This window comes from Brevundimonas sp. NIBR11, from assembly GCF_027912535.1.
Lineage (GTDB): Bacteria > Pseudomonadota > Alphaproteobacteria > Caulobacterales > Caulobacteraceae > Brevundimonas.
The window spans coordinates 1,988,957-2,010,707 of record NZ_CP115465.1 but is presented as its reverse complement, the minus strand read 5'-3'; the positions used below and the strand labels follow the sequence as shown (position 1 = coordinate 2,010,707).

Here is a 21,751-nt window from a genome sequence, read left to right as displayed (position 1 = left end):
ATCCTCGATGTACGCTCTCTCCGCGAACTGAAGTGAGCATCATAAGGCCGTCCCAGACCAAGGCTCCTCAAGTCTGTGGAAACAGGCCAGTGGGGCAGGCCAGGCGGTGTTTCAGGCTGTCGAACTGATTTTTATCTCCGACAAGAATCAATTCTCCGCGTCGCTCAGGCCCACCCCGGCCTCTGCGATTAACCGCGAATATCCCGTCGTCCACCCCGACACTTAAACCGCCGTTAACCACGCAGGCGGCACTTTCTGCCTAGCGAGGGCTAGTCGACGACCCCGCATCAGTATCAGGCGGGACGCGTGGGCGGCTTCACGGCGGCATTGCAGAGATTTGGGATCGGGCGCCTCGCCATGATCCTGGGCGTCGGGGCCGGCGTCGCAGCCATCCTCGTGGCCGTGATGATGCGCGTGGGCCAGGCCCCTGACGCCCTGCTGTACTCCAACCTCGACCTGCGCGAAGCGGGCGAGATCACCGCCTCGCTGGAACAGGCGGGCATCAAATATTCCACGCGCGGCGACGGCTCGACCATCATGGTCAACCGCGACGACGTGGGCACGGCGCGACTGATGTTGGCCGGCAAGGGACTCGTGAGCTCCGGTTCGGTCGGCTACGAGCTGTTCGACAATCAGTCGGTGCTGGGCCAGACCGAGTTCCAGCAGCAGATTTCGGAACAGCGCGCCCTGCAGGGCGAACTGGCCCGGACCATCATGTCGATGCGCGGCATCTCCTCGGCCCGGGTGCAGATCGCCCTGCCGCGCCGCGAACTCTTCGCCCAGGACGCCGCCGAACCGACCGCCGCCGTCGTGGTGGGTCTCGGCGGCCGGGCCCTGTCGGCCGATCAGGTCCGCGCGATCCGGAACGTCGTCGCCTCCTCCGTGCCGAACCTGAAGCCGGGCAAGGTCACCGTGGTCGACGAGACCAACCAGACCCTGGCCGCCGCCGACGACGAAGAGGGCTTTTCGTCCGCCACCGCCGAGGCCGCCAAGACCAATACCGAGGCCCAGTTGCAGGCGCGGATCAAGGATCTGGTCGAGGGAGTCGTCGGTCCTGGCGCCGCGCGTGTCCAGGTCACCGCCGACATCGACATGAGCCGCTCCACCACGCAGGAGCAGAAGTTCGATCCGGACGGCCAGGTGGTTCGTTCGACCTCGACCAACGGCAGCCAGTCGCAGAATACCGAGGGCACGTCGGACGGCGGCGCGACGGCGACCAACAACATCCCGGGCGGCCAGGCGCCCAACACGACGCCGGCCGGTTCGACCGAACAGGCCAATACCGAGACCACCAACTACGAGATTTCCAACACCACCACGACGACCACCAAGGAGCCGGGCGAGGTGCGCAAGCTCTCGGTCGCCGTGGCCGTGGACGGCAAGCTGACCCCGGCCGCCGAGGCCGGCGGCGAGCCGACCTACACCGCCCGCACGCCGGAGGAGATCACCCAGATCGAGGATCTGGTTAAGGCGGCCATGGGCTTCGACCAGTCGCGCGGCGATCAGGTGCGAGTGACGAACGTGCGCTTCAACCGCGACGCCCTTATCACGGCGGGCGGCACCGACGGCGGTTCGCCCCTGCTGAACTTCGACAAGAACGACATCATGCGCGGCGTCGAACTGCTCGTCCTACTCATCACGGGTCTCCTGCTGATCTTCTTCGTCCTGCGTCCGCTGCTGAAGTCGGCATCGGCCGGCGGACCCGCCCTGGTCGGCGCCAACGGCATCCCGGTGACCTCGCTGCAGACCAGCGTCGTCGGCGGTTCCGGCGGCGTGGCCGGTCAGCTGTCGGGTCCGTCCGACATGGACCAGCGGCTGGACATCGCTCGCATCGAGGGCCAGGTGAAGGCGTCTTCGGTCAAGAAGGTCGCGGACTTCGTCGAGAGTCATCCTGAGGAATCGACCTCCATCCTCCGCAGCTGGGTGCACGAAGGCTGATGGCCGCCCGGATGATCAACAAGAAGGCGGCGGTCGACGACTCGAAGAAGCTGTCGGGGCCCGAGAAGGCGGCGGTCATCCTGCTGTCGCTCGGCGAGGAGCATACCCGCCTATGGGCCGGGCTGGACGACGACGAGGTCAAGGAAATCTCGCAGGCCATGGCCGGTCTGGGCACCGTTTCGGCCCAGGTGGTCGAGGAACTGCTGATCGAGTTCGTGTCCGGCATGTCCGGCTCCGGCTCGGTCATGGGGTCGTTCGAACAGACCCAGCGCCTGCTGAACTCCTTCATGCCCGCCGACCGCGTCGAAGGGCTGATGGAGGAGATTCGCGGTCCGGCCGGCCGGACCATGTGGGACAAGCTGGGTAATGTGAACGAGGCCGTTCTGGCCAACTACCTGAAGAACGAATACCCCCAGACGGTCGCCGTGGTCCTGTCGAAGGTGAAGCCGGACCACGCCGCGCGCGTGCTGACGGCCCTGCCCGAGGACTTCGCCTTGGAGTGTGTGCAGCGGATGCTGCGCATGGAGCCGGTGCAGCGCGAGATTCTGGACAAGATCGAACAGACCCTGCGCACCGAGTTCATGTCGAACCTGGCGCGGACGTCCAAGCGCGACAGCCACGAGGCGATGGCGGACATCTTCAACTCGTTCGATCGCCAGACCGAGGCCCGGTTCATCGGCGCCCTGGAAGAGCGGAACCGGGAGAGCGCCGAACGCATCCGCGCCCTGATGTTTGTCTTCGAGGACCTGAACAAGCTGGACCCCGGCGGGGTGCAGACCCTGCTGCGGTCGGTCGAGAAGGATTCGCTCGGTCTGGCCCTGAAGGGGGCGTCGGAAAGCCTGCGCGAGATGTTCTTCACCAACATGTCCGAGCGCGCATCCAAGATCATGCGCGAGGACATGGAATCCATGGGCCCCGTGCGTCTGAAGGACGTCGACACCGCCCAGATGGCCATGGTCCAGGTCGCCAAGGATCTGGCGGCGCGCGGCGAGATCATGCTGGCCGGCGCGTCCGGCGACGACGAGCTGATCTACTGATGACCGATCACGCGCCCCTCAACGCCCGGCCTTTCAGCTTCGATACCGAGTTCGACGGGTCGGGGTCGGTCGTGCGCGCCTCGGACTTCCGTCCGACCAAGCGCGCCTATATGCCCAGCGAGGTCGAGGCCCTGGTCGCCCAGGCGAGGTTCGAGGCGCGGGAAGCCGCCTTGGCCGAGGCGTCCAGCATTCAGGCCATGGCGGTCGCCGCCATCGGTCAGGCCATACAGCAGGCGATCCCGACCCTGGCCCACGTCGCCCAGACCCACCGCGAACAGTCCGCCGCCCTGTCCTTGGCCGCCGCGCGCGTGATCGCCGCCGCCGCCCTGGAGCGGCTGCCGACCGGGCCGCTGCAGTCGGCGCTGGAGACCCTGGGTCAGGAAATCGACGGGTCGCCCCGTCTGGTGATCCGGGCCTCCGGGCTGGAGCCCGGCGTGCAGGAGAAGATCCAGGCGATCTGCATCGACGCCGGCTTCACCGGCATGGTGGCCTTCCGCGAGGACGCCTCCCTGCCGCTCGCCGCCTTCCAGCTGGAATGGGCCGATGGGCGCGCCGACTTCGATCCGGCCGCCGCCGCCGAGAGGATCGGCGCCGCCCTGACCAACGCCCTGGCCGCCGAGGCCGGGCATGCCGAACCCCTCATCCACGGACGTGAATTCTGATGGCCGACGACCTCGCCCTCGAAGAGTTTCCGGACTCCACAGCCCTGGCCACCATTGACGAGGTTGGGGACAAGTCCGCCGCCGACCTGTCGACCGTCTTCGACGTGCCGGTGAACATCTCGGCCGTGCTGGGCAAGGCTCACATGACGGTGGCCCAGCTGCTGAAGCTGAATCGCGGCTCGGTGCTGGAGCTGGACCGCAAGGTCGGCGAGGCCATCGACATCTTCGTCAACAACCGTCTGGTCGCCCGCGGGGAGGTCGTCGTCGTCGAGGATCGCCTGGGCGTGACCATGACGGAAATCATCAAGACCGAGGACTCGGCCGCCTAGGGCGCGCCGGTTCCTGCGTAGAGATTAGAGGAGAAGACCCATGCGGCTTCTGGTGGTTGGACGGCTCTCGGGCCAGCTCGCGGCGGCGGTGAAGATGGCCATGGCGCACGGCGCCAAGGTCAACCACGTCGAACGCGCGGATCAGGCGACGGAACAGCTTCGGCGCGGGCAGGGGGCCGACCTCCTGATGGTCGACTACAACCTCGACATCGGGGCCCTGATCGCGGCGAACGACGCCGAGCGGATCTTCGTGCCGGTCGTCGCCTGCGGCGTGGACAATGACGCCGAGAAGGCCGCCGCCGCCATCCGCGCGGGCGCCAAGGAGTTCATTCCGCTTCCGCCCGACGCCGACCTGATCGCCGCCGTCCTGGCCGCCGTCGCCGACGACGAGCGGCCGATGATTTCGGCCGATCCGGCGATGAAGGCCGTGACCCAGCTGGCCGACCAGGTCGCCCGCTCGGAAGCCTCGATCCTGATCACCGGCGAAAGCGGCGTCGGCAAGGAGGTGATGGCCCGTTACCTCCACACCCACTCCAAGCGCGCCGAGCGTCCGTTCATCAGCGTCAACTGCGCCGCCATTCCGGACAACCTCCTCGAATCCGAACTGTTCGGGCATGAGAAGGGCGCCTTCACCGGCGCCGTGGCGCGGCGCATCGGCAAGTTCGAGGAGGCCGACGGCGGCACCCTGCTGCTGGACGAAATCAGTGAGATGGACGCCCGGCTGCAGGCCAAGCTCCTGCGCGCGATCCAGGAGCGGGTCATCGACCGCGTCGGCGGGACCAAGCCCGTGCCGGTCAACATCCGCATCATCGCCACCTCCAACCGCGACCTAGCCAAGGCCGTGGCCGAGGGCGTCTTCCGCGAGGACCTTCTGTATCGCCTCAACGTCGTGAATCTGCGCCTGCCCGCCCTGCGCGAGCGGCCGGGCGATATCGCCGTCCTGGCCGATCACTTCGTCAAGAAATACGCCGCCGCCAACGGCGTGCCGGTGCGTCCAATCTCGATGGACGCCAAGCGCGCCCTGACCGGCCACCGCTGGGCCGGCAACGTGCGTGAGCTCGAGAACGCCATGCACCGCGCGGTGCTGCTGGCGGTCGGGCCCGAGATCGACGTCGAGGCCATCCGCCTGCCGGACGGCCAGCCGCTGACGGCGGGCGCCTCGATCGACGCCGGCATGTCCGGCGGCGTCGCCGCCCGTGCGGCCCAGACCGCCGACGCCGTGAGCCGCGCTTACGTCGGCCAGACCGTCGCCCAGATGGAAAAGACCCTGATCCTGGACACGCTGAGCCACTGCCTCGGCAACCGGACGCATGCGGCCAACATCCTGGGCATCTCGATCCGGACCCTGCGCAACAAGCTCAACGAATACGCCGACGAGGGCACGACCATCATGGCGCCCCAGACCGGCATCGCCACGGGCGCCTACGGCTCGAGCGCGGCGTGACCGATCGTCGGACCGTTCTGGCGGGGCTGGGCGCACTCGGCCTGATGGGTTGCGCGCGCGAGGGAGAAGCCGCGCCCGTCGCGCCGCCCGTTCCAGAAGCGTTCGACCTGTCCGTCCTGGAACAGCGCGGCGGCGGCCGTCTCGGCTTCGTCGCGCATGATCTCGGCTCGGGTCGGATCCTGACGGCGCGCGGCGACGAACGGTTCGTCTATTGCTCGACCTTCAAGATGTACCTATCCGCCGCGACCCTGCTGCGGGTTCAGGCCGATCAGGAGCAACTGGATCGCGCCATCCCGATCACCCGCGCCGACATGATCGACCACGCTCCGGTCACCGAGCCCGCCGTCGGTTCGACCCTGACCGTCGAGCAGTTGATGAAGGCCACGACCGAAGTCTCGGACAACCCGGCCGCCAACCTGCTGCTGAAGGCGTTGGGCGGCATGGCGCCGATGCAGGCCTTCTATCGCGGCATCGGCGACGCCTCGACGCGCGTCGATCGTTTCGAGCCTGAGATGAACCGGCTGGACGGCGACAAGGACACCATCACCCCGGCCCAGTCGGTCGCCAACATCCACCGCCTGTTCATCGACCCGGCCTCGCCGCTGTCGGCGGACTCCAAGGCCATGCTGCTGGGCTGGATGTTCGCCTCGCCGACCGGTCTGGACCGGCTGAAGGCCGGCGTCCCGGCCGGATGGCGCGTGGCGCACAAGACCGGCACGGGCGGCTATGGCCCGACCAACGACATCGGCATCCTGTATCCGCCCTCGGGCGCGCCGGTGATCGTCGCCGCCTACTACCACGCCACGCGTGACACGACGGACGCCCAGAACGCCGCCGTGATCGCCGAGGCGACCCATCTGGCCATCGCCCAGCTCGGACGCGCATGACCGACACGCCCGTCATGATGAAGGACGGCATGGCCCGTCCCACCGGCTCGGACATCCGCGGCTGGCTGATGCGCGGCGAGGTCGGCATGGCCGTCGGCGTGATCGGCGTCATCCTGCTGCTGATCCTGCCGGTGCCGAAATTCCTGCTGGACCTGTTGCTGGCGATGTCGCTGGTCTCGTCCGTGCTGATCCTGATGACGGCGCTGATGATGAAGCGCCCGCTGGACTTCGCCATCTTCCCGACGGTGCTGCTGGTCTCGACCCTGTTCCGTCTGGGCCTGAACCTGGCGTCCACCCGGCTGGTCCTGACCCACGGGCATGAGGGCCACGACGCGGCCGGTCAGGTGATCAACGCCTTCGGCCAGCTGATGATGGGCGGGGACTTCATCATCGGGATCATCATCTTCGCCATCATTCTGGTGGTGAATTTCGTGGTCATCACCAAGGGTTCGACCCGGATCGCCGAGGTCAGCGCCCGCTTCACCCTGGACTCCATGCCGGGCAAGCAGATGGCCATCGACGCCGACCTGTCGTCCGGCCTGATCACCGAGGACCAGGCCAAGCTGCGCCGCAAGGAACTGGAGCAGGAATCGACCTTCTTCGGCGCCATGGACGGCGCCTCGAAATTCGTGCGTGGCGACGCCGTCGCCGGCCTGATCATCGTCGCCATCAACGCCATCGGCGGCATCCTGATCGGTACGATCCAGCACGGCCTGCCGATCGGCGAGGCCGCCTCCACCTATGTCCAACTGACCATCGGCGACGGTCTGGTCACTCAGGTGCCCGCCATCATCATCTCGATCGCGGCCGGCTTCCTGGTGTCGAAGGCGGGCGTCGAGGGATCGGCCGATAAGGCCCTGGTCCAGCAACTGGCCACCAACCCGGTGAGCCTGGGCATGGTCGCCGCCGCCGCCGGCCTGCTGGCCCTGATCCCCGGCATGCCGATCATTCCGTTCGCCGCGCTGGCCGCCGGGGCCGGCTTCATGGCCTGGCGACAGGGGAGGGCGAGGCTCAAACCCCAGCCGACCGAGGCGGAAAAGGCCGCCGCCGAAGCCGCGTCCAAGCCCAAGGACGACGCCGAGGAACCGATCGGCACGGCTCTGACCATCGACGAGGTGAAGATCGAGCTGGGCTACTCCCTGCTGACCCTGATCAACGATCTGGAAGGGCGCCGCCTGACCGATCAGGTGCGCGCCCTGCGTCGGGCGTTGGCGCAGGAGTTCGGCTTCGTCATGCCGTCGGTGCGCATCCTCGACAACATGCGCCTGCCGACCCAGGGCTATGCAATCCGCATAAAGGAGATGGAGGCTGGGACAGGCGAGGTGCGTCTGGGCTCGTTGATGGCCATGGACCCGGCAGGGCGTCAGGTCGAATTGCCCGGCGAGCACACCAAGGAACCCGCCTTCGGCCTGCCAGCCACCTGGATCGACGAATCCTTGCGCGAGGAAGCCACGTTCCGGGGCTACACCATCGTCGACCCCTCGACGGTGCTGACGACCCATCTGACCGAGATTCTCAAGGAGAACATGGCGGATCTCCTGACCTATGCTGAGGTGCAGAAGCTGCTGAAGGAACTGGGTCCGGAAGAGAAGAAGCTGGTCGACGAACTGATCCCGTCGGTGGTCACCGTCACGACCCTGCAGAGGGTGCTGCAGGCCCTGTTGCGCGAGAAGGTCTCGATCCGGGATCTGGCCGCCATCCTTGAAGGCCTGGCCGAGGCCGCGCCGCACTCGTCGTCGGTGACGACCCTGGTCGAACACGTCCGCACCCGTCTGGCCCGTCAGCTCTGCTGGCAGCACAAGGCCGACGACGGGGCCCTGCCGATCATCACCCTGTCGCCGGACTGGGAGGCCGCATTCGCGGAATCTCTGGTGGGCCAGGGCGAAGACAAGCAACTGGCCATGGCCCCCTCACGGCTTCAGGACTTCATCCGCGCCGTTCGCGACGTGTTCGAACGCGCCGCCATGGCGGGCGAGAGCGCGGTGTTGCTGACCGGCCCGCAGATCCGGCCGTACGTCCGGTCGATCATCGAGCGCTTCCGGGGTCAGACCGTGGTGATGAGCCAGAACGAAGTGCACCCCAAGGCGCGACTGCGGACCCTCGGTTCGGTCTAGTTCACCCGAATGAAGCCGCCCGCCGAGGCCGCGCGGGCCGCCTCGTTCGTCGGCCTCGCGATCAGGCCGGACTGGGTGATCCAGACCTCATAGGTCGCGCCGTCCGCCATCGGCATGTAGGCGGCGGATCCATAGAGGGTATCCACGGCGTCGATGTAGCGACGATACTTCCGCGCCGTGTCCCAGACGCTGAGGTTCCAGGGCACGTATTCCAGAATGCCGCCGTTGTCGTCGTCGCCCCCCGAGAGGGCGTGCACGCTGCGGGCCCCCGTGCGCTCCTGTTCAATGTTCTGATAGCGGCCAGACAGCCGATCGAGCCTGTACTGGGAATCCAGGCCGACGACATTGGCCCACGGTTTCCATTTCAGAACCTGGGCCTCCATGCGCCATTCGTCCCCGTTGACAGGGTAGACGGCGGTGCGGGCCGGGGTCTCGCCGTCGGCGGGCTGGGTCACCGTAACCTCGAAATACTGCGGGGCGAGCTGGCGCACCGACAGGCTGGCCACCGGACGCTCATAGGTCAGGCGCGAATAGGTCTGGACGTTCTGGCCCAGCAGGGCCGCGCCCAGAGCCGCCGCGAGCAGGGCAGCCCCGCCGGCCGAGCCGAACAGACCGCCGAAGAGTTTGCCGCGGAACAGCGACGCTAGGCCGGCGAACAGGATCAGGGCGCCGATGACGGCCACGGCCGCCGGCGCGATCCACCACCACCAGACCATCGCAAATCCTCCCGAAACGGCACAGCTTGGAGACTGAACACTTTGACAGTGCACAGGTTGCGCCGCCAATGACTTCACTGGACAGGCGACTGCGCTCCGCTAAAGCTTTCGCGACATGTCAGCGGCCCTTACCCCAACCCTTTCGCGCTTCGCCCGATTCCTGCGCGAGGGGACCCTCGGTCGGTCGATCTTCCTCTTGCTGGCGGGAGCGGTGGTCCTGCTGCTGCTGGTCAATGTCTCGACCTTCGTCCTGATCCAGCGGACCGCGTCGTTCAACCAGCAGGTCGATCAGACCTGGCAACTGCGCCGCGCGGCGCGGGGCGTGATCCTGAACATTAAGGACGCCGAGACGGCCCAGCGCGGATATCTGCTCACCGGCCAGTCCAGCTTCCTCTTGACCTATGACCAGAGCCGGGTCGCGGCGCCACGGATGCTGGAACGGCTGGAAGCTCTAGCCGGAAGCGACGAAATCAGCCTGGCCTCGGTGGAGGCTCTGACCCGGCTGTCGCGCGACAAGTTCCTGGAGATGTCCCAGATCGTCTCGCTGTCGCGGTCGGGTCAGAACGGCCAGGCCCTCGACCAGGTTCGTTCGGGTCGGGGTAAGCTTCTGATGGATCAGCTCGACGCCGAGATCGCCACTCTCGATTCCCAGCTGGGCGCGCGTCTGCAGGCCCAGACCAGCCGGTCCGAGGCGTCCGCGGTCTTCACCATCATCGTCAACGCCGTGGCGGGAGCCCTGATCCTGGTGCTGGCCGCGATCGTACTCATCATGATCACCCGCTATCTGGACGACCTCGCTCAGGCGCGCGCCGACCTGGACCGTGTCAACGCAGGGCTGGAAGAGACGGTGAAGGCGCGCACGGCCGCCCTGACCCGCGCCAACGAGGAAGTGCAGCGGTTCGCCTACATCGTCAGCCATGACCTGCGCTCGCCACTGGTCAATGTGATGGGCTACACCGCCGAGCTGGAGCAGGTCGGCAAGACCATCGACAAGGCCATCGCCGAGGCCGAGAAGGTCCGGGAGGTGGACAAGGACGTGGTGACGGCGGTGCGGGAAGACCTGCCCGAGGCCGTCGGCTTCATCCGCGCCTCGACCGAGAAGATGGACCGGCTGATCAACGCCATCCTGAAGCTGTCGCGCGAGGGCCGGCGCGGCCTGATCCCCGAGACCATCGATGTCGGCGAAATGGCCAGGGCGGCGGCCGACAGCATCCGGCATCAGCTGGACGAGACCAATACCGAGTTCGTGATCGGCGAGATGGCGACCTTCGAGAGCGACCGCCTGTCGGTCGAGCAGATCATCGGCAATCTTATCGAGAACGCCGTCAAATATTCGGAGCCCGGCAGGCCCAACCGCATCGAGGTCTCGGGACACGAACTGGCGGGCGGCTGGGTCGAGATTCGGGTCGCCGACCGGGGGCGGGGCATTGCACCGAAGGACCATGAGCGCATCTTCGAACTGTTCCGCCGCTCCGGACGTCAGGACCGGCCGGGCGAGGGACTGGGCCTGGCTTTCGTGCGGAACAGCGTTCGTCGTCTGGGGGGTTCGATCGACGTCGACTCCGAGCTCGGGGAAGGCTCGACATTCATCCTGAAATTCCCCAAACGCCTCATCCTCGACGAGGCCGGAGAGATCTAAGTGAGCAACGCAGTCAAAATCGTGATGGTCGAGGACGACCATGGCCACGCCAAATTGATCGAGAAGAACATCCGCCGGGCGAACATCTCCAACGAGATCGTCCATTTCGACCACGGCCAGCCGGCGCTGGATTATCTGTTCAGTGAGGAGGTCCAGGCCAACGGGCCGATGCTGATCCTTCTGGATCTGAACCTGCCGGACATGAGCGGCACCGACATCCTGGCGGAGGTCAAGAAGGACGACCGGTTGAAGCGCGCGCCGGTGGTGGTGCTGACGACGACTGACGACAAGGTCGAGATCCAGCGCTGCTATGACCTGGGCTGCAACGTCTACATCACCAAGCCGGTCGACTACGAAAGCTTTGCCGACGCCATCCGCCAGCTGGGTCTGTTCCTGTCCGTCATGCAGGCGCCCGACATCGAATGACGTCCGAAAAGCCGCCCATCCGGCTGCTCTACATCGACGATGACCGCGGCCTTTCGCGGCTCGTGCAGAAGGAACTCGGCCGTCACGGCTATGAGGTCACCCTGGCCGCCGACGGCGACGAGGGGGTGGCCGCGCTGGACGCCGGCGAGTTCGATATCTGCGCGCTGGATCACTACATGCCCGGCCGCGACGGCATCGAGGTCCTGCCCGATATCCTCCACCGCCCCGCGCCGCCGCCGGTCGTCTATGTGACGGGCGCCCAGGAAGGTCGTATCGCCGTGGCCGCCCTGCGCGCCGGGGCCGCTGACTATGTCATCAAAGACGTGTCGGAAGACTTCACCGCCCTGCTGCGCTCGGCGCTCGAGGACGCGCTGCTGCGCCGCCGCCTGGAGCGCGAGAACGAGATCGCCCAGGAACAGGTGCGCCTGGCCCGCGACCGTGCCGAGGCCATGCTGCGCGAGGTCAATCACCGCGTCGGCAACTCCCTGCAGCTCGTCTCGACCTTCATGTCCCTGCAGCTCCGCCACATGGCCGACGAGGGCGCGCGCGATGCGCTTCGCGAGGCCCAGGCGCGGATCGAGGCGGTCGCCCACGTACACCGCCGCCTCTACACCTCCGGCGACATGGAGACGGTGGACATGCAGGCCTATCTCGAAGGCCTCGTCGGCGAGCTGACCAAGTCGCTCGGCTCCGACGACGCTTCGCCCAACATCAGGCTTCAGGCTCAGCCGATGCGCGTCTCTACCGACCAGGCGGTTTCGCTCGGCGTGATCGTGACCGAGCTGGTCACCAACGCGGTGAAATACGCCTACGCTCACGGCGAGCGGGGTGAAATCCGCGTCATCCTGGCCCCAGACGAGTCCGGTCGCGCCATCCTGACGGTCGAGGACGACGGCCCGGGTCTCGGCGACGGCAAGCCCAAGGGCACGGGCCTGGGCGGCAAGATCATCACCGCCATGGCTTCGGGCCTGCGTTCGGCGGTGGAGTTCGACGGCGCGCACAAGGGCGTCCGCGCGCGCCTGGCCTTCGACCTGTGAAACCCTCGCTTCAGTTCGGTGTCGCCGATGAAGGCGCGGACTATCTGTACCGGCCCGCGACCTTCGGCCTGGTCTTCCATGACGAGAAGATCGCCTGCGTCAGGGTGACGCGCGACGTCCCCTACTACGATCTGCCCGGCGGAGCGGTGGACGGGGTGGAGACCGAAGAAGAGGCCCTCGTCCGCGAGTACGTCGAGGAGACCGGCATGACGGTCCGCCCGATCCAGCGGATCGCCGAGGCGGGGCAGTATTTCCGCAAGTCGGACGGCCAGCCGGTCAACAACATCGGCGGCTTCTGGATCGCCGAGATGCTGGCGTTGGACCCCTCGCGCAAGGTCGAGGACGACCATGAACTGGTCTGGCTGCACCCGCGCACGGCCCTGGCCGAGCTGCGCCACGACGCCCACGCCTGGGCCGTGGCGAAATGGCTGCGGCTGTAAGCGGCGCCATACGGAACGGCAGGCGTCTGAAATCGCTCTGGATGTCGAAGCGTCGCCACTGTGACGACGCCGAACCTAGGAGCGCTCCCCATGCCCGATCAAGATCGTATCGAAGGCGCCGCCAAGAACATCGGCGGCAAAATCAAGGAAGCCGCCGGCAAGGTGACCGGTGACGAAAAGCTGAAAGCCGAAGGCCGGGCCGACCAGGTCGAGGGCAAGGTCCAGAACACCGTCGGCGGTGCCAAGGATGCGCTCCGCGACCACCGCAACTAACGAGTCGTCGCCCCTCGAAATGGAAAGGCCGCTCCTGAGGGCGGCCTTTTCGCTGTCCGGCGTCAGTCCCGGCCGAGCAGGTTGATCGACAGACCGCCTGACTGTTCCTCGGCGCGGCAATCGGTGACGAAGGCCACCGATCCGCCCTGGCGCGTGGCGCGCGGGCGGCAATCGGTCGGGGGCGGGGGCGCACTCGCCGCTGCCCGGCGTTCGGGCGCGCCGCACTGGACCGGATATTTGCCGTCGTCACCGGGCGTGGCGAGGCAGGGGACCGGCTCGCCCGGGGGCCGCAAGCCCGCCGGCAACCGGTCGCCCAGGGCCGCCGACAGCTCCACCCGCACCCGCGCCTGACAGATGTCGAGCGGCTCGCGGCTCACCAGGGGGCTGCACTGCGACCGTTCCCAGGCGAAGGGATCGGCCAGGGCCCAATCGGGCAGGTTTGTCCGGGCGACCGGCGCGACGGCGGCGAGTTCGGGTTCTGGCGGCGGAGACGCGCTTTCCCACTGGATCGCGCCGGCCGACTGCTGGATCACGAGAGCGAGGACGACGGCGGTCAACATGGGCGCACTCCGAACTGAGACGCCAGTATCGCACGGTTGCGCGCTGGGCGCAGCCTGCGAAGGCGCGCGCGGTTAGGGCTTCATCGACCGTCCGCTTGGCGCGTCGGACTACGCCGTCGGACTCTGCCGGGCTGGCGCTCGTCCGGTCATGGCGGACACCGATCGCTGATGGGGTTCAGCGGGTCAGCGCCCGCATCGCGCGATCCAGCCCGTCCAGCGTCAGGGGATACATCCGCTCGTCCATGACCTCCTGCAGCACCTTGACCGAAGCGGTATAGCCCCAGAACCGCTCGGCCACGGGATTAAGCCAGACCGACTTGTCCCACTGCTGGCGGGCGCGTCGCATCCAGACCGCCCCGGCCTCCTCGTTCCAGTGCTCGACCGAGCCGCCGGGCATGGTGATCTCGTAAGGGCTCATGGTCCCATCGCCGACGAAGATTGCCCGCCAGTCGCCGGGGTATTTGTTCAACAGATCCCAGGTCGGAATCTTCTCGGCGTGGCGACGCCGGTTGTCCTTCCACACCCCTTCGTAGAGGCAGTTGTGGAAGTAGAAGAACTCCAGGTTCTTGAATTCGGTCTTCGCGGCCGAGAACAGCTCCTCGCAAAGCTTGATGTGGCCATCCATCGAGCCGCCAACATCGAGAAACAGGAGGACCTTGATGGTGTTCCGTCGCTCCGGCCGCATGCGGATGTCCAGCCAGCCCTGACGCGCCGTGCCGTCGATGGTGCCGTCGATGTCCAGTTCCTCGGCCGCCCCCTCGCGCGCGAACCTGCGCAGACGACGCAGGGCGACCTTAATGTTGCGCGTCCCCAGTTCGACCGTGTCGTCCAGGTTCTTGTATTCCCGCTTCTCCCAGACCTTGACCGCGCGCCCCTGTTTCGCCGGCCCGCCGATGCGTACCCCCTCGGGATTATAGCCGCCGTGGCCGAAGGGCGAGGTCCCGCCCGTGCCGATCCATTTGGACCCGCCTTCGTGCCGCTTCTGCTGTTCCTCCATCCGCTGCTTCAGCGTCTCCATCAGCTTTTCGAAGCCGCCCAGCGCCTCGATCTCGGCCTTCTCCTCGTCCGTCAGGAACTTTTCGTTGAGCAGCTTCAGCCAGTCCTCGGGCACGTCCAGCGTCGGCGCCTCACCCGCGCCGATGGTCTCGATGCCCTTGAAGACCGAGCCGAATACCTGATCGAACCGGTCGTAGTGCTTCTCGTCCTTGACCAGGACCGCGCGCGACAGATGGTAGAAGTCCTCGACCCGCCCGCCGGCCACGTCCTTGTCCATGGCCTCCATCAGATGGAGCCACTCCTTGGTCGAGACCGGAACTTTCGCCTGACGCAGGGCGGAGAAGAAGGGGAGGAGCATGGTCGAGACCCTGAACCCGGCTCAGCCGCGCCGCAAGATGAACTCGTGGTCCCGCCAGGCGCCGACGGGGTATTCGTACTCGCCGGCCTTCTCGAAACCGTGGGCGGCGTAGAGCTTCTGGGCCTTCAGATTGCCGCTCCAGACGCCGATCCACAGCGGGCCGGCCGAATGGGTTTCCATCCAGTCGAGCGAGATCGCCAGAAGCTTCGTGCCCAGACCCAGCCCTTGCGCGGTCTTGTCGACATAGATGCGGCGCAGTTCCTGATCGCCCGGCCGGGCGTCGGGGTGGGGCAGGCCGTTCGGGCCGGCGTTGGCATAGGCGAGGAACCGCCCGGCCCGTTCCGCCAGCCAATAGCCGCTGCCCTCTTCTTCCAGCCTGCGGCGAACCGCGGCCGGGCCGAAGCTGTCGTCGAGATAGGGCAGGAGGTCGGCCTTAGGGTAGGGAATGGCGAACCCATCCGCCGCCACGAAGGTATCGAGGAAAGTCCGGCGGCCCAGCTCGGCCAGAGCGTCGGCGTCTTCGAGGCGGGCGGGGCGGATCAGGACGTCGGTCATGGGTCGATCTAGCTGCAACCCTCTCCCATTGGGAGAGGGCTTGAGCGCACGGCGGCGAAGCCGTCGTTCTGGCGCGAAACGGTAAGGGGCGGGCGCCTTGGAGAAAGCGCTCGTGCGGCGGCTTCGCCGAAGGATAAGCCCGACCCTCATCCGTCTCGCTTCGCGAGCCACCTTCTTCCTATCGGAGAAGGAACCTCTTGGGCGTCGCCACTCAACCACCTAGTCTCCCGTCCATGTCCGTCGCCCTGTTCACCCACACCGACATGATCGCCCACGCCCCCGGCGCGGGGCATCCGGAGCGACCGGAGCGTCTGGCCGCCGTGCTCGCGGCGCTCGACGACGCAGCCCTGAAGCTGGATCGACGCCAGGCGACTGAAGCGGCCGTCGCCGATCTGGAGCGCGTCCACCCCGCCGCCTACGTCGCCCGCATGATCGAGGCCTCGCCCGCGACCGGCCTGGCCCAGCTCGATGCGGATACGGTCCTGTCGCCCGGCAGCGTCCGCGCCGCCCGCCTCGCCGCTGGCGCCGCCATCGACGCGGTCGCGGCCGTCGCCAATGCCCAGACCCAGCGCGCCTTCGCCGCCGTCCGCCCGCCCGGCCACCATGCCGAGCCGAACCAGGCCATGGGCTTCTGTCTGTTCTCCAACGTCGCCGTCGCCGCTCGCGTGGCCCAGAGCCTCGGCATGGCCAAGGTCGCCGTGGTCGATTTCGACGTCCATCACGGCAACGGCACCCAGGCGGCGTTCGAGGCGGACCCGACGCTGTTCCTGGCCTCCATCCACCAGATGCCCCTCTATCCCGGTACGGGCGCGCCGGGGGAGACCGGCGTCGGCAATATCGTCAATGCGCCGGTCGAGCCGCATGCCGCGCGCGAATCATGGCGGGCGACCTTCGCGGGCGGACTCATGCCCGCGCTCGACGATTTCGCGCCGGACCTGGTGATCATCTCCGCCGGCTTCGACGCCCATCGCCGCGATCCGCTCGCTCACCAGAGCCTGGAAGCCGAGGATTTCGCCTGGGCGACGCGCGCCGTGCTGGAGGTGGCGAGGCGACATTGCGGCGGGAAGGTTGTCTCCTCGCTGGAGGGCGGTTACGACCTTGAAGGACTGGGCCGTTCGGCCCTGGCCCATGTCCGGGCCCTGGGGGAGGCGTAAGACATGTCGATCTCCGCGAACTTCCCTGCGCCTCTTTCACCGACCGTATGACGTCAGACCCCGCCCGACATGATCCCGGCCAGATGCTGAAGCCCGCGCGCCCTGGCTCGATCACCCTCGCCCGTCATGGCGAGCCCGCCCTGTCGCGAAAGTGCCTGCTTACGTCCGACCAGTATCGCGACTGGTGGGCGAAATATGAGCTGGGGGGCCTGCTGGCCGGTCAGACGCCGCCGCCGGAGCTGTTGGCTACCGCCGCCGGCGCCGGGGTCATTTTCGCCTCGACCCGTCAGCGCGCGCAGGAGACCGCCAACGCTGTCTCCGCCGGGCGCGAAATCGTCTCGGACGTGATGTTCATCGAGGCGCCGCTGCCGCCGCCGCGCTTCCCGTCGTGGTTCAAGCTGCCGCCGAAATACTGGGGCGCCGTCGCCCGCTTCTGGTGGCACGCCTTCGACCACCATGAGGGTCAGGAGACCCGTCGCCAAGCCGAGGTTCGCGCCGAGGCCGCCGCCCAGCGGCTGATCGCCCGCGCGGAGGCCGGCGAAGATGTGCTGGTCCTGGCCCACGGCTATTTCAACCACATGGTCGGGTCCCGGCTGAAGGCCGACGGCTGGAAGCTGGTTCACGACCAAGGCTTCAAATACTGGTCCCAGCGTCGATACGAGCGCGTCTGAACACGGATTACCCTGCGACATCGGTTCCCCGTTGAAGCGATTGCGCGGCCCCTCTAGGGTCGCCGGGATGTCAGACGCAGCACCTTCCATCCCCGCCGATCTCAGCTTCGAAGACGCCCTGTCGCGTCTGGAGACCATCGTGTCCCGCCTTGAGTCCGGTCAGGCCCCGCTGGAAGAGTCGATCACGCTTTACGAGGAGGGCGCGCGGTTGAAAGCCCACTGCGAGCAGCGCCTGAAGGCCGCCCAGCTGCGGGTCGAGAAGATCGTCGTCGGCTCGGACGGTCAGGCGAAGGGCGTCGAAGCCGCCGAGTTCGGCTGATGGAGGCCGCGATCGCCTCTCCCACGGCGGACCGCATCGCCTTCGACGACTTCCTCAAGGTCGATATTCGCATAGGCCGCGTCCTGAGAGCCGAACGCTTCCCTGAGGCGAGGAAGCCCGCGTTCAAGCTGACCATCGACTTCGGCCCCGATATCGGGGTCAAGCGATCGTCGGCCCAGATTACCCGCCATTACACGCTCGACCAGCTAATCGGTCGAAAGGTCGCCGCCGTCGTCAACTTTCCGCCGCGCCAGATCGGCCCCTTCATGTCCGAGGTCCTGACCCTGGGCTTCCCCGACGCGGACGGTGAGGTCGTGCTGGTCGGGGTCGATCGCGATGCGGTCGTCGGCGGAAGGCTGTTCTGATGAAGCTGGCCGCCAATGCTCCGCACCAGACTGTGGCCGAACGCGTCGCCGAGGTCGCCGATCTCGTCACGGTCGCCCTGGACGAACTGCTGCCCCGCGCGGAGGGCCCGGAGGCCCGCCTGACCGAGGCCATGCGTTATGCGGCGCTGGGGCCGGGCAAGCGGCTGCGGCCCTATTTCGCCATGGAGGCGTCGCGTCTGTTCGACATCGAGGAACGGCCGGTGCTGCGCGCAGCCTGCGCTCTGGAATGCGTCCACGCCTATTCGCTGGTCCACGACGACCTGCCGGCGATGGACGACGACGACATGCGCCGAGGTCGGCCCACGGTCCACATCGCTTATGACGAGGCCACCGCGATCCTGGCGGGCGATGCGCTCCAGACGGCCGCCTTCGACATCATCCTTCACCCCGACACCCACGAGGACGCCAACATACGGTGCGCCCTGGCGGCCCGGCTGTCGCTGGCCTCGGGCGCGCGCGGCATGGCCGGCGGCCAGATGATCGACCTTCTGGGCGTGCATGACGACCTCGGGCAGGTCGCTCGCATGCAGCGGCTGAAGACCGGCGCCCTGTTCACCTACGCCTTCGAAATCCCTCTCATCGTCGCCGGGGCCTCGGACGAACAATGTCAGGCCCTGATCAACTTCGCCCACGACATCGGCCTGGCCTATCAGATCGTCGACGACCTTCTGGACGTGGAGGGCACGGCCGAGGAACTCGGCAAAGCGGCCGGCGGGAAAGACGCGGCTCAGGGCAAGACCAATTTCGTCACCCTTCTGGGCGTCGATCAGGCGCGGCATCGGGTCGCGCACTTGGCGGACCAGGCCCGCAGCCACCTCGACCTCTTCGGTTCCGACGCCGAAAACCTCAAGGCGAGTGTGGACTTCGTGCTAAACCGTCGGTCCTGATACGCGTTAGAGTTACTGATGCCCGACACCCCCCTGCTCGACAAAGTTCACGTCCCGGCCGACATGCGCGGCTTCGACATTCCCCAGCTGCGACAGCTGGCCGACGAGCTGCGGGCCGAGACCATCGACGCCGTCTCCACCACCGGCGGGCATCTGGGCGCGGGCCTCGGCGTCGTCGAGTTGACCGTCGCCCTGCACCACGTCTTCGATACGCCCAAGGACATCCTGATCTGGGACGTCGGGCACCAGTGCTATCCGCACAAGATCCTGACCGGTCGTCGCGACCGCATCCGCACCCTGCGCCAGGGCGGCGGCCTGTCTGGCTTCACAAAGCGCAGTGAGAGCGAATACGACCCGTTCGGCGCGGCCCACGCCTCGACCTCGATCAGCGCCGCCCTGGGCTTCGCCGCCGCGCGCGACCAGAAGCGCGAGACGAACAAGGTCGTGGCCGTCATCGGCGACGGCTCCATGTCCGCGGGCATGGCCTATGAGGCGATGAACAACGCGGCCGAAACGACCGGCCAGCTGACCGTGATCCTCAACGACAATGACATGTCCATCGCGCCCCCGGTCGGCGGGATGAGCGCCTATCTGGCCAAACAGGTCTCGGGCGGCGCCTACCAGAATTTCCGCAAGTTCGGCCGCGAAGTTGTCCAGCACATGCCGCGCCCCTTCCGCGAGGCGGCCCGCAAGGCCGAAGAATACGCCCGCGGGATGATCGTCGGGGGGACCTTCTTCGAGGAACTGGGCTTCTACTACATCGGCCCCGTCGACGGGCATGACCTGGACAATCTGGTCCCCATCCTGAAGAACGCCGCCGCCATCACCGACCGCCCGGTGGTGGTCCACGTCGTGACCCAGAAGGGCAAGGGCTATGCGCCGGCGGAATCCAGCGCCGACAAGCTGCACGCCGTGGTCAAGTTCGACGTCGTCTCGGGCAAGCAGAACAAGACCGTCTCCAACGCCCCCAGCTACACCAAGGTCTTCGGGACCGAGCTGATTAAGCGAGCCGAGCGCGATCCCTCCATCGTCGCCATTACCGCCGCCATGCCGTCCGGCACCGGGCTGGACCTGTTCGGCCAGGCCTTCCCCAAGCGGACCTATGACGTTGGCATCGCCGAGCAGCACGCGGTGACCTTCGCCGCCGGTCTGGCCGCCGACGGGATGAAACCCTTCTGCGCCATCTATTCGACCTTCCTCCAGCGCGGCTACGACCAGGTCGTCCATGACGTGGCTATCCAGAAGCTGCCGGTCCGCTTCGCCATGGACCGCGCGGGACTGGTCGGCGCCGACGGCTCGACCCATGCCGGGTCTTTCGACATCGGCTATATGGGCGCGCTGCCGGGCATGGTCCTGATGGCCGCCGCCGACGAGGCGGATCTGGCCGCCATGATCGCCACGGCCTGCGAGATCGACGACCGTCCGTCCGCCTTCCGCTATCCGCGCGGCGACGGCGTGGGTGTGGAGATTCCCGAACTCGCCGACCCGCTGGAGATCGGCAAGGGCCGGATCGTCCGCGAGGGCACGGCCGTCGCCATCCTGTCGTTCGGCACCCGCCTGCAAGAGTCGCTCAAGGCCGCCGACATCCTGGCCGCCCACGGTGTCTCGGCCACGGTCGCCGACGCCCGCTTCGCCAAGCCTCTGGACCACGACCTGATCACCCGCCTGGCGCGCGAGCACGAGGCCCTGATCACGGTGGAGGAGGGCGCCATGGGCGGCTTCGGCGCCTTCGTGCTGCAGTATCTGGCCGGCGAGGGCGCGCTGGATGCGGGGCTGAAGATCCGCACCCTTTGCCTGCCCGACGTGTTCCAGGATCAGGACAGCCCGGCGGCGCAATACGCTCAGGCGGGGCTGGATGCCGAGCACATCGCGGCCTCGGCGCTGAAGGCGTTGGGCGTGGCCGGCGACACCCTCTCCCAGCGGGAGAGGGCTTGAGCGCACGGCGGCGTAGCCGTCGTCCTTGCGCGAAAGGGTGAGGGGTTGCGGTCTGTGAAGTCTGCTACGGTCTTTGCCCGCAGCCTTCGTCAGACCCAGACCTCAGCCGAAGCCAAGCTTTGGCAAGCACTTCGTGGCGGCCGCCTCGACGGTCACAGGTTTCGCCGCCAGCATCCTGTCGGGCCCTATTTTGCCGACTTTGCCTGCGAGGCCCTTAGGCTGGTTATCGAACTGGATGGCGGCGTCCACGACACCGATGAGCGCCACCTGAAGGATCACCTTCGGCAGCAGGATCTCGAGACCCTTGGCTGGGCCGTGCTCCGCTTTGCGAACGCCGGGGTGCTGGCGCGCATGCCGGATGTGCTCGATGCGATACGCGCCTGCGCGAAACAGGCGAAACCGTACCCGTCACCCTTTCGGCTTGCGCATCGCTTCGCTCTGCGAGCCTCAAGCCCTCTCCCTCTGGGAGAGAGGAGCAGTTTACGCCGCCGCCTTCACCGCATTGCCCTCGTCCAGCAGGACCACCGTCGGGGCCCACTGACGCGCTTCTTCCTGCGGCATCTGGCCGTAGGTCACCACGATGACCTTGTCGTTCTTCTGCACCAGACGCGCCGCGGCCCCGTTGACGCCGATGACCTTCGACCCGCGCGGGGCCTCGATCGCGTAGGTCGTGAAGCGGGCGCCGTTGGTGATGTTCAGCACATCGACCTGCTCGTTCGGGAAGATCCCGGCGGCGTCCAGCAGATCGCCGTCGATAGCGATCGAGCCTTCATAGTCGAGATCGGCCTGGGTCACCGTCGCGCGGTGCAGTTTGGCCTTCATCATGGTGACCAGCATGGGAGGTGCGGTCCAGTCGTGACGCGGGGCGATTGGCCCCCGCTCGCAGACGGCGGATATAGAGATTTCCACCCCCGTCTTCAATCGCAATGCTGCGTCTGCGAGATGACCTCATCTGACGGATTCCCCCGTTGCACCACCTTCATTTGAC

Annotated in this window: 23 protein-coding genes and 1 pseudogene; 19 read left to right on the top strand and 5 right to left on the bottom strand. The window is 67.2% G+C overall.

Going from position 1 to position 21,751, the window contains the following annotated elements:
• The first annotated feature begins 357 nt into the window (after positions 1-357).
• Genes fliF through flhA form a run of 7 tightly spaced genes read left to right on the top strand, consistent with a single transcriptional unit; the run spans position 358 to position 8,411 of the window.
• Positions 358-1,938 (top strand): flagellar basal-body MS-ring/collar protein FliF, encoded by a 1,581-nt coding sequence (gene fliF, locus O5O43_RS10215; RefSeq protein WP_271083777.1) that lies wholly within the window; start codon positions 358-360, stop codon positions 1,936-1,938.
• Complete coding sequence (gene fliG, locus O5O43_RS10210; protein WP_271083776.1) at positions 1,938-2,975, top strand: flagellar motor switch protein FliG; 1,038 nt, start codon at positions 1,938-1,940, stop codon at positions 2,973-2,975. The genes fliF and fliG overlap by 1 nt, the downstream gene beginning before the upstream one ends.
• Positions 2,975-3,637: a flagellar assembly protein FlbE gene (locus tag O5O43_RS10205; RefSeq protein WP_271083775.1), complete on the top strand. Its 663-nt coding sequence runs from the start codon at positions 2,975-2,977 to the stop codon at positions 3,635-3,637. The genes fliG and O5O43_RS10205 overlap by 1 nt, the downstream gene beginning before the upstream one ends.
• Entirely contained in the window at positions 3,634-3,966 is a 333-nt protein-coding gene (gene fliN / locus O5O43_RS10200; RefSeq protein ID WP_271086423.1) for a flagellar motor switch protein FliN, read from the top strand. The genes O5O43_RS10205 and fliN overlap by 4 nt, the downstream gene beginning before the upstream one ends.
• 40 nt (positions 3,967-4,006) lie before the next feature.
• Positions 4,007-5,410: a sigma-54 dependent transcriptional regulator gene (locus O5O43_RS10195; protein WP_271083774.1), complete on the top strand. Its 1,404-nt coding sequence runs from the start codon at positions 4,007-4,009 to the stop codon at positions 5,408-5,410.
• A complete protein-coding gene (bla, locus tag O5O43_RS10190; protein ID WP_271083773.1) occupies positions 5,407-6,297 on the top strand; it encodes a class A beta-lactamase in 891 nt (296 codons plus the stop codon). The genes O5O43_RS10195 and bla overlap by 4 nt, the downstream gene beginning before the upstream one ends.
• A gap of 14 nt (positions 6,298-6,311) precedes the next feature.
• Positions 6,312-8,411: a flagellar biosynthesis protein FlhA gene (gene flhA, locus O5O43_RS10185; protein WP_271086422.1), complete on the top strand. Its 2,100-nt coding sequence runs from the start codon at positions 6,312-6,314 to the stop codon at positions 8,409-8,411.
• On the opposite strand, the gene O5O43_RS10180 is transcribed toward flhA, so the two are convergent.
• The gene (locus tag O5O43_RS10180; RefSeq protein ID WP_271083772.1) at positions 8,408-9,127 is read right to left on the bottom strand and encodes a hypothetical protein; all 720 of its coding nucleotides are present in this window, start codon (positions 9,125-9,127) and stop codon (positions 8,408-8,410) included. The genes flhA and O5O43_RS10180 overlap by 4 nt on opposite strands.
• A 115-nt stretch (positions 9,128-9,242) precedes the next feature.
• Between O5O43_RS10180 and O5O43_RS10175 the strand changes: the two genes are divergently transcribed.
• The 5 genes from O5O43_RS10175 to O5O43_RS10155 all read left to right on the top strand — a co-directional run bounded on the left by O5O43_RS10175 (position 9,243) and on the right by O5O43_RS10155 (position 12,942).
• Positions 9,243-10,766, top strand: a complete 1,524-nt coding sequence (locus tag O5O43_RS10175; protein ID WP_271083771.1) for an ATP-binding protein — start codon at positions 9,243-9,245, stop codon at positions 10,764-10,766.
• The gene (locus tag O5O43_RS10170; protein WP_271083770.1) at positions 10,767-11,192 is read left to right on the top strand and encodes a response regulator; all 426 of its coding nucleotides are present in this window, start codon (positions 10,767-10,769) and stop codon (positions 11,190-11,192) included.
• On the top strand, positions 11,189-12,229 hold the full coding sequence (locus O5O43_RS10165) for a histidine kinase dimerization/phosphoacceptor domain -containing protein (protein ID WP_271083769.1): 1,041 nt from the start codon (positions 11,189-11,191) through the stop codon (positions 12,227-12,229). Before O5O43_RS10170 ends, O5O43_RS10165 begins: the two co-directional genes overlap by 4 nt.
• On the top strand, positions 12,226-12,669 hold the full coding sequence (locus tag O5O43_RS10160) for an NUDIX domain-containing protein (RefSeq protein ID WP_271083768.1): 444 nt from the start codon (positions 12,226-12,228) through the stop codon (positions 12,667-12,669). The genes O5O43_RS10165 and O5O43_RS10160 overlap by 4 nt, the downstream gene beginning before the upstream one ends.
• 90 nt (positions 12,670-12,759) lie before the next feature.
• The gene (locus O5O43_RS10155; RefSeq protein ID WP_271083767.1) at positions 12,760-12,942 is read left to right on the top strand and encodes a CsbD family protein; all 183 of its coding nucleotides are present in this window, start codon (positions 12,760-12,762) and stop codon (positions 12,940-12,942) included.
• Positions 12,943-13,004: 62 nt separating this feature from the next.
• Here O5O43_RS10155 and O5O43_RS10150 read toward each other — a convergent pair whose 3' ends face one another.
• The 3 genes from O5O43_RS10150 to O5O43_RS10140 all read right to left on the bottom strand — a co-directional run bounded on the left by O5O43_RS10150 (position 13,005) and on the right by O5O43_RS10140 (position 15,411).
• The gene (locus O5O43_RS10150) at positions 13,005-13,502 is read right to left on the bottom strand and encodes a hypothetical protein (RefSeq protein WP_271083766.1); all 498 of its coding nucleotides are present in this window, start codon (positions 13,500-13,502) and stop codon (positions 13,005-13,007) included.
• Positions 13,503-13,677: 175 nt separating this feature from the next.
• On the bottom strand, positions 13,678-14,856 hold the full coding sequence (locus O5O43_RS10145; protein WP_271083765.1) for a VWA domain-containing protein: 1,179 nt from the start codon (positions 14,854-14,856) through the stop codon (positions 13,678-13,680).
• 21 nt (positions 14,857-14,877) lie between these two features.
• Positions 14,878-15,411 (bottom strand): GNAT family N-acetyltransferase, encoded by a 534-nt coding sequence (locus tag O5O43_RS10140; protein ID WP_271083764.1) that lies wholly within the window; start codon positions 15,409-15,411, stop codon positions 14,878-14,880.
• A gap of 233 nt (positions 15,412-15,644) precedes the next feature.
• Between O5O43_RS10140 and O5O43_RS10135 the strand changes: the two genes are divergently transcribed.
• The 7 genes and pseudogenes from O5O43_RS10135 to O5O43_RS10105 all read left to right on the top strand — a co-directional run.
• Positions 15,645-16,565: a histone deacetylase family protein gene (locus tag O5O43_RS10135; RefSeq protein WP_271083763.1), complete on the top strand. Its 921-nt coding sequence runs from the start codon at positions 15,645-15,647 to the stop codon at positions 16,563-16,565.
• 83 nt (positions 16,566-16,648) lie between these two features.
• Positions 16,649-17,236: a histidine phosphatase family protein gene (locus O5O43_RS10130; RefSeq protein ID WP_271083762.1), complete on the top strand. Its 588-nt coding sequence runs from the start codon at positions 16,649-16,651 to the stop codon at positions 17,234-17,236.
• Between the two features lie 67 nt (positions 17,237-17,303).
• Positions 17,304-17,555 (top strand): exodeoxyribonuclease VII small subunit, encoded by a 252-nt coding sequence (locus tag O5O43_RS10125; protein ID WP_271083761.1) that lies wholly within the window; start codon positions 17,304-17,306, stop codon positions 17,553-17,555.
• Complete coding sequence (locus O5O43_RS10120; RefSeq protein WP_271083760.1) at positions 17,555-17,920, top strand: tRNA-binding protein; 366 nt, start codon at positions 17,555-17,557, stop codon at positions 17,918-17,920. The genes O5O43_RS10125 and O5O43_RS10120 overlap by 1 nt, the downstream gene beginning before the upstream one ends.
• Complete coding sequence (locus O5O43_RS10115; RefSeq protein ID WP_271083759.1) at positions 17,920-18,828, top strand: polyprenyl synthetase family protein; 909 nt, start codon at positions 17,920-17,922, stop codon at positions 18,826-18,828. The genes O5O43_RS10120 and O5O43_RS10115 overlap by 1 nt, the downstream gene beginning before the upstream one ends.
• Before the next feature lie 15 nt (positions 18,829-18,843).
• On the top strand, positions 18,844-20,763 hold the full coding sequence (dxs, locus tag O5O43_RS10110) for a 1-deoxy-D-xylulose-5-phosphate synthase (protein WP_271086421.1): 1,920 nt from the start codon (positions 18,844-18,846) through the stop codon (positions 20,761-20,763).
• Between the two features lie 54 nt (positions 20,764-20,817).
• Positions 20,818-21,084: pseudogene (locus O5O43_RS10105) on the top strand (DUF559 domain-containing protein); the annotation flags it as partial.
• Positions 21,085-21,243: 159 nt separating this feature from the next.
• On the opposite strand, the gene panD reads toward O5O43_RS10105, so the two are convergent.
• Positions 21,244-21,600, bottom strand: coding sequence for an aspartate 1-decarboxylase (gene panD / locus O5O43_RS10100; protein WP_271086420.1), 357 nt, complete (start codon positions 21,598-21,600; stop codon positions 21,244-21,246).
• Between the last annotated feature and the right edge of the window lie 151 nt (positions 21,601-21,751).

Excerpts from the sequence above, each read along its gene's own strand:
- O5O43_RS10115 (WP_271083759.1), top strand. The coding sequence starts at position 17,920 with ATGAAGCTGGCCGCCAATGCTCCGCACCAGACTGTGGCCGAACGCGTC.
- O5O43_RS10145 (WP_271083765.1), bottom strand. The coding sequence starts at position 14,856 with ATGCTCCTCCCCTTCTTCTCCGCCCTGCGTCAGGCGAAAGTTCCGGTC.
- O5O43_RS10180 (WP_271083772.1), bottom strand. The coding sequence starts at position 9,127 with ATGGTCTGGTGGTGGTGGATCGCGCCGGCGGCCGTGGCCGTCATCGGC.
- flhA (WP_271086422.1), top strand. The coding sequence starts at position 6,312 with ATGATGAAGGACGGCATGGCCCGTCCCACCGGCTCGGACATCCGCGGC.
- O5O43_RS10120 (WP_271083760.1), top strand. The coding sequence starts at position 17,555 with ATGGAGGCCGCGATCGCCTCTCCCACGGCGGACCGCATCGCCTTCGAC.
- O5O43_RS10150 (WP_271083766.1), bottom strand. The coding sequence starts at position 13,502 with ATGTTGACCGCCGTCGTCCTCGCTCTCGTGATCCAGCAGTCGGCCGGC.
- O5O43_RS10205 (WP_271083775.1), top strand. The coding sequence starts at position 2,975 with ATGACCGATCACGCGCCCCTCAACGCCCGGCCTTTCAGCTTCGATACC.
- fliF (WP_271083777.1), top strand. The coding sequence starts at position 358 with ATGATCCTGGGCGTCGGGGCCGGCGTCGCAGCCATCCTCGTGGCCGTG.
- O5O43_RS10140 (WP_271083764.1), bottom strand. The coding sequence starts at position 15,411 with ATGACCGACGTCCTGATCCGCCCCGCCCGCCTCGAAGACGCCGACGCT.
- O5O43_RS10175 (WP_271083771.1), top strand. The coding sequence starts at position 9,243 with ATGTCAGCGGCCCTTACCCCAACCCTTTCGCGCTTCGCCCGATTCCTG.
- O5O43_RS10125 (WP_271083761.1), top strand. The coding sequence starts at position 17,304 with ATGTCAGACGCAGCACCTTCCATCCCCGCCGATCTCAGCTTCGAAGAC.
- O5O43_RS10155 (WP_271083767.1), top strand. The coding sequence starts at position 12,760 with ATGCCCGATCAAGATCGTATCGAAGGCGCCGCCAAGAACATCGGCGGC.
- O5O43_RS10165 (WP_271083769.1), top strand. The coding sequence starts at position 11,189 with ATGACGTCCGAAAAGCCGCCCATCCGGCTGCTCTACATCGACGATGAC.
- O5O43_RS10135 (WP_271083763.1), top strand. The coding sequence starts at position 15,645 with ATGTCCGTCGCCCTGTTCACCCACACCGACATGATCGCCCACGCCCCC.
- O5O43_RS10130 (WP_271083762.1), top strand. The coding sequence starts at position 16,649 with ATGCTGAAGCCCGCGCGCCCTGGCTCGATCACCCTCGCCCGTCATGGC.
- panD (WP_271086420.1), bottom strand. The coding sequence starts at position 21,600 with ATGCTGGTCACCATGATGAAGGCCAAACTGCACCGCGCGACGGTGACC.
- O5O43_RS10195 (WP_271083774.1), top strand. The coding sequence starts at position 4,007 with ATGCGGCTTCTGGTGGTTGGACGGCTCTCGGGCCAGCTCGCGGCGGCG.
- fliG (WP_271083776.1), top strand. The coding sequence starts at position 1,938 with ATGGCCGCCCGGATGATCAACAAGAAGGCGGCGGTCGACGACTCGAAG.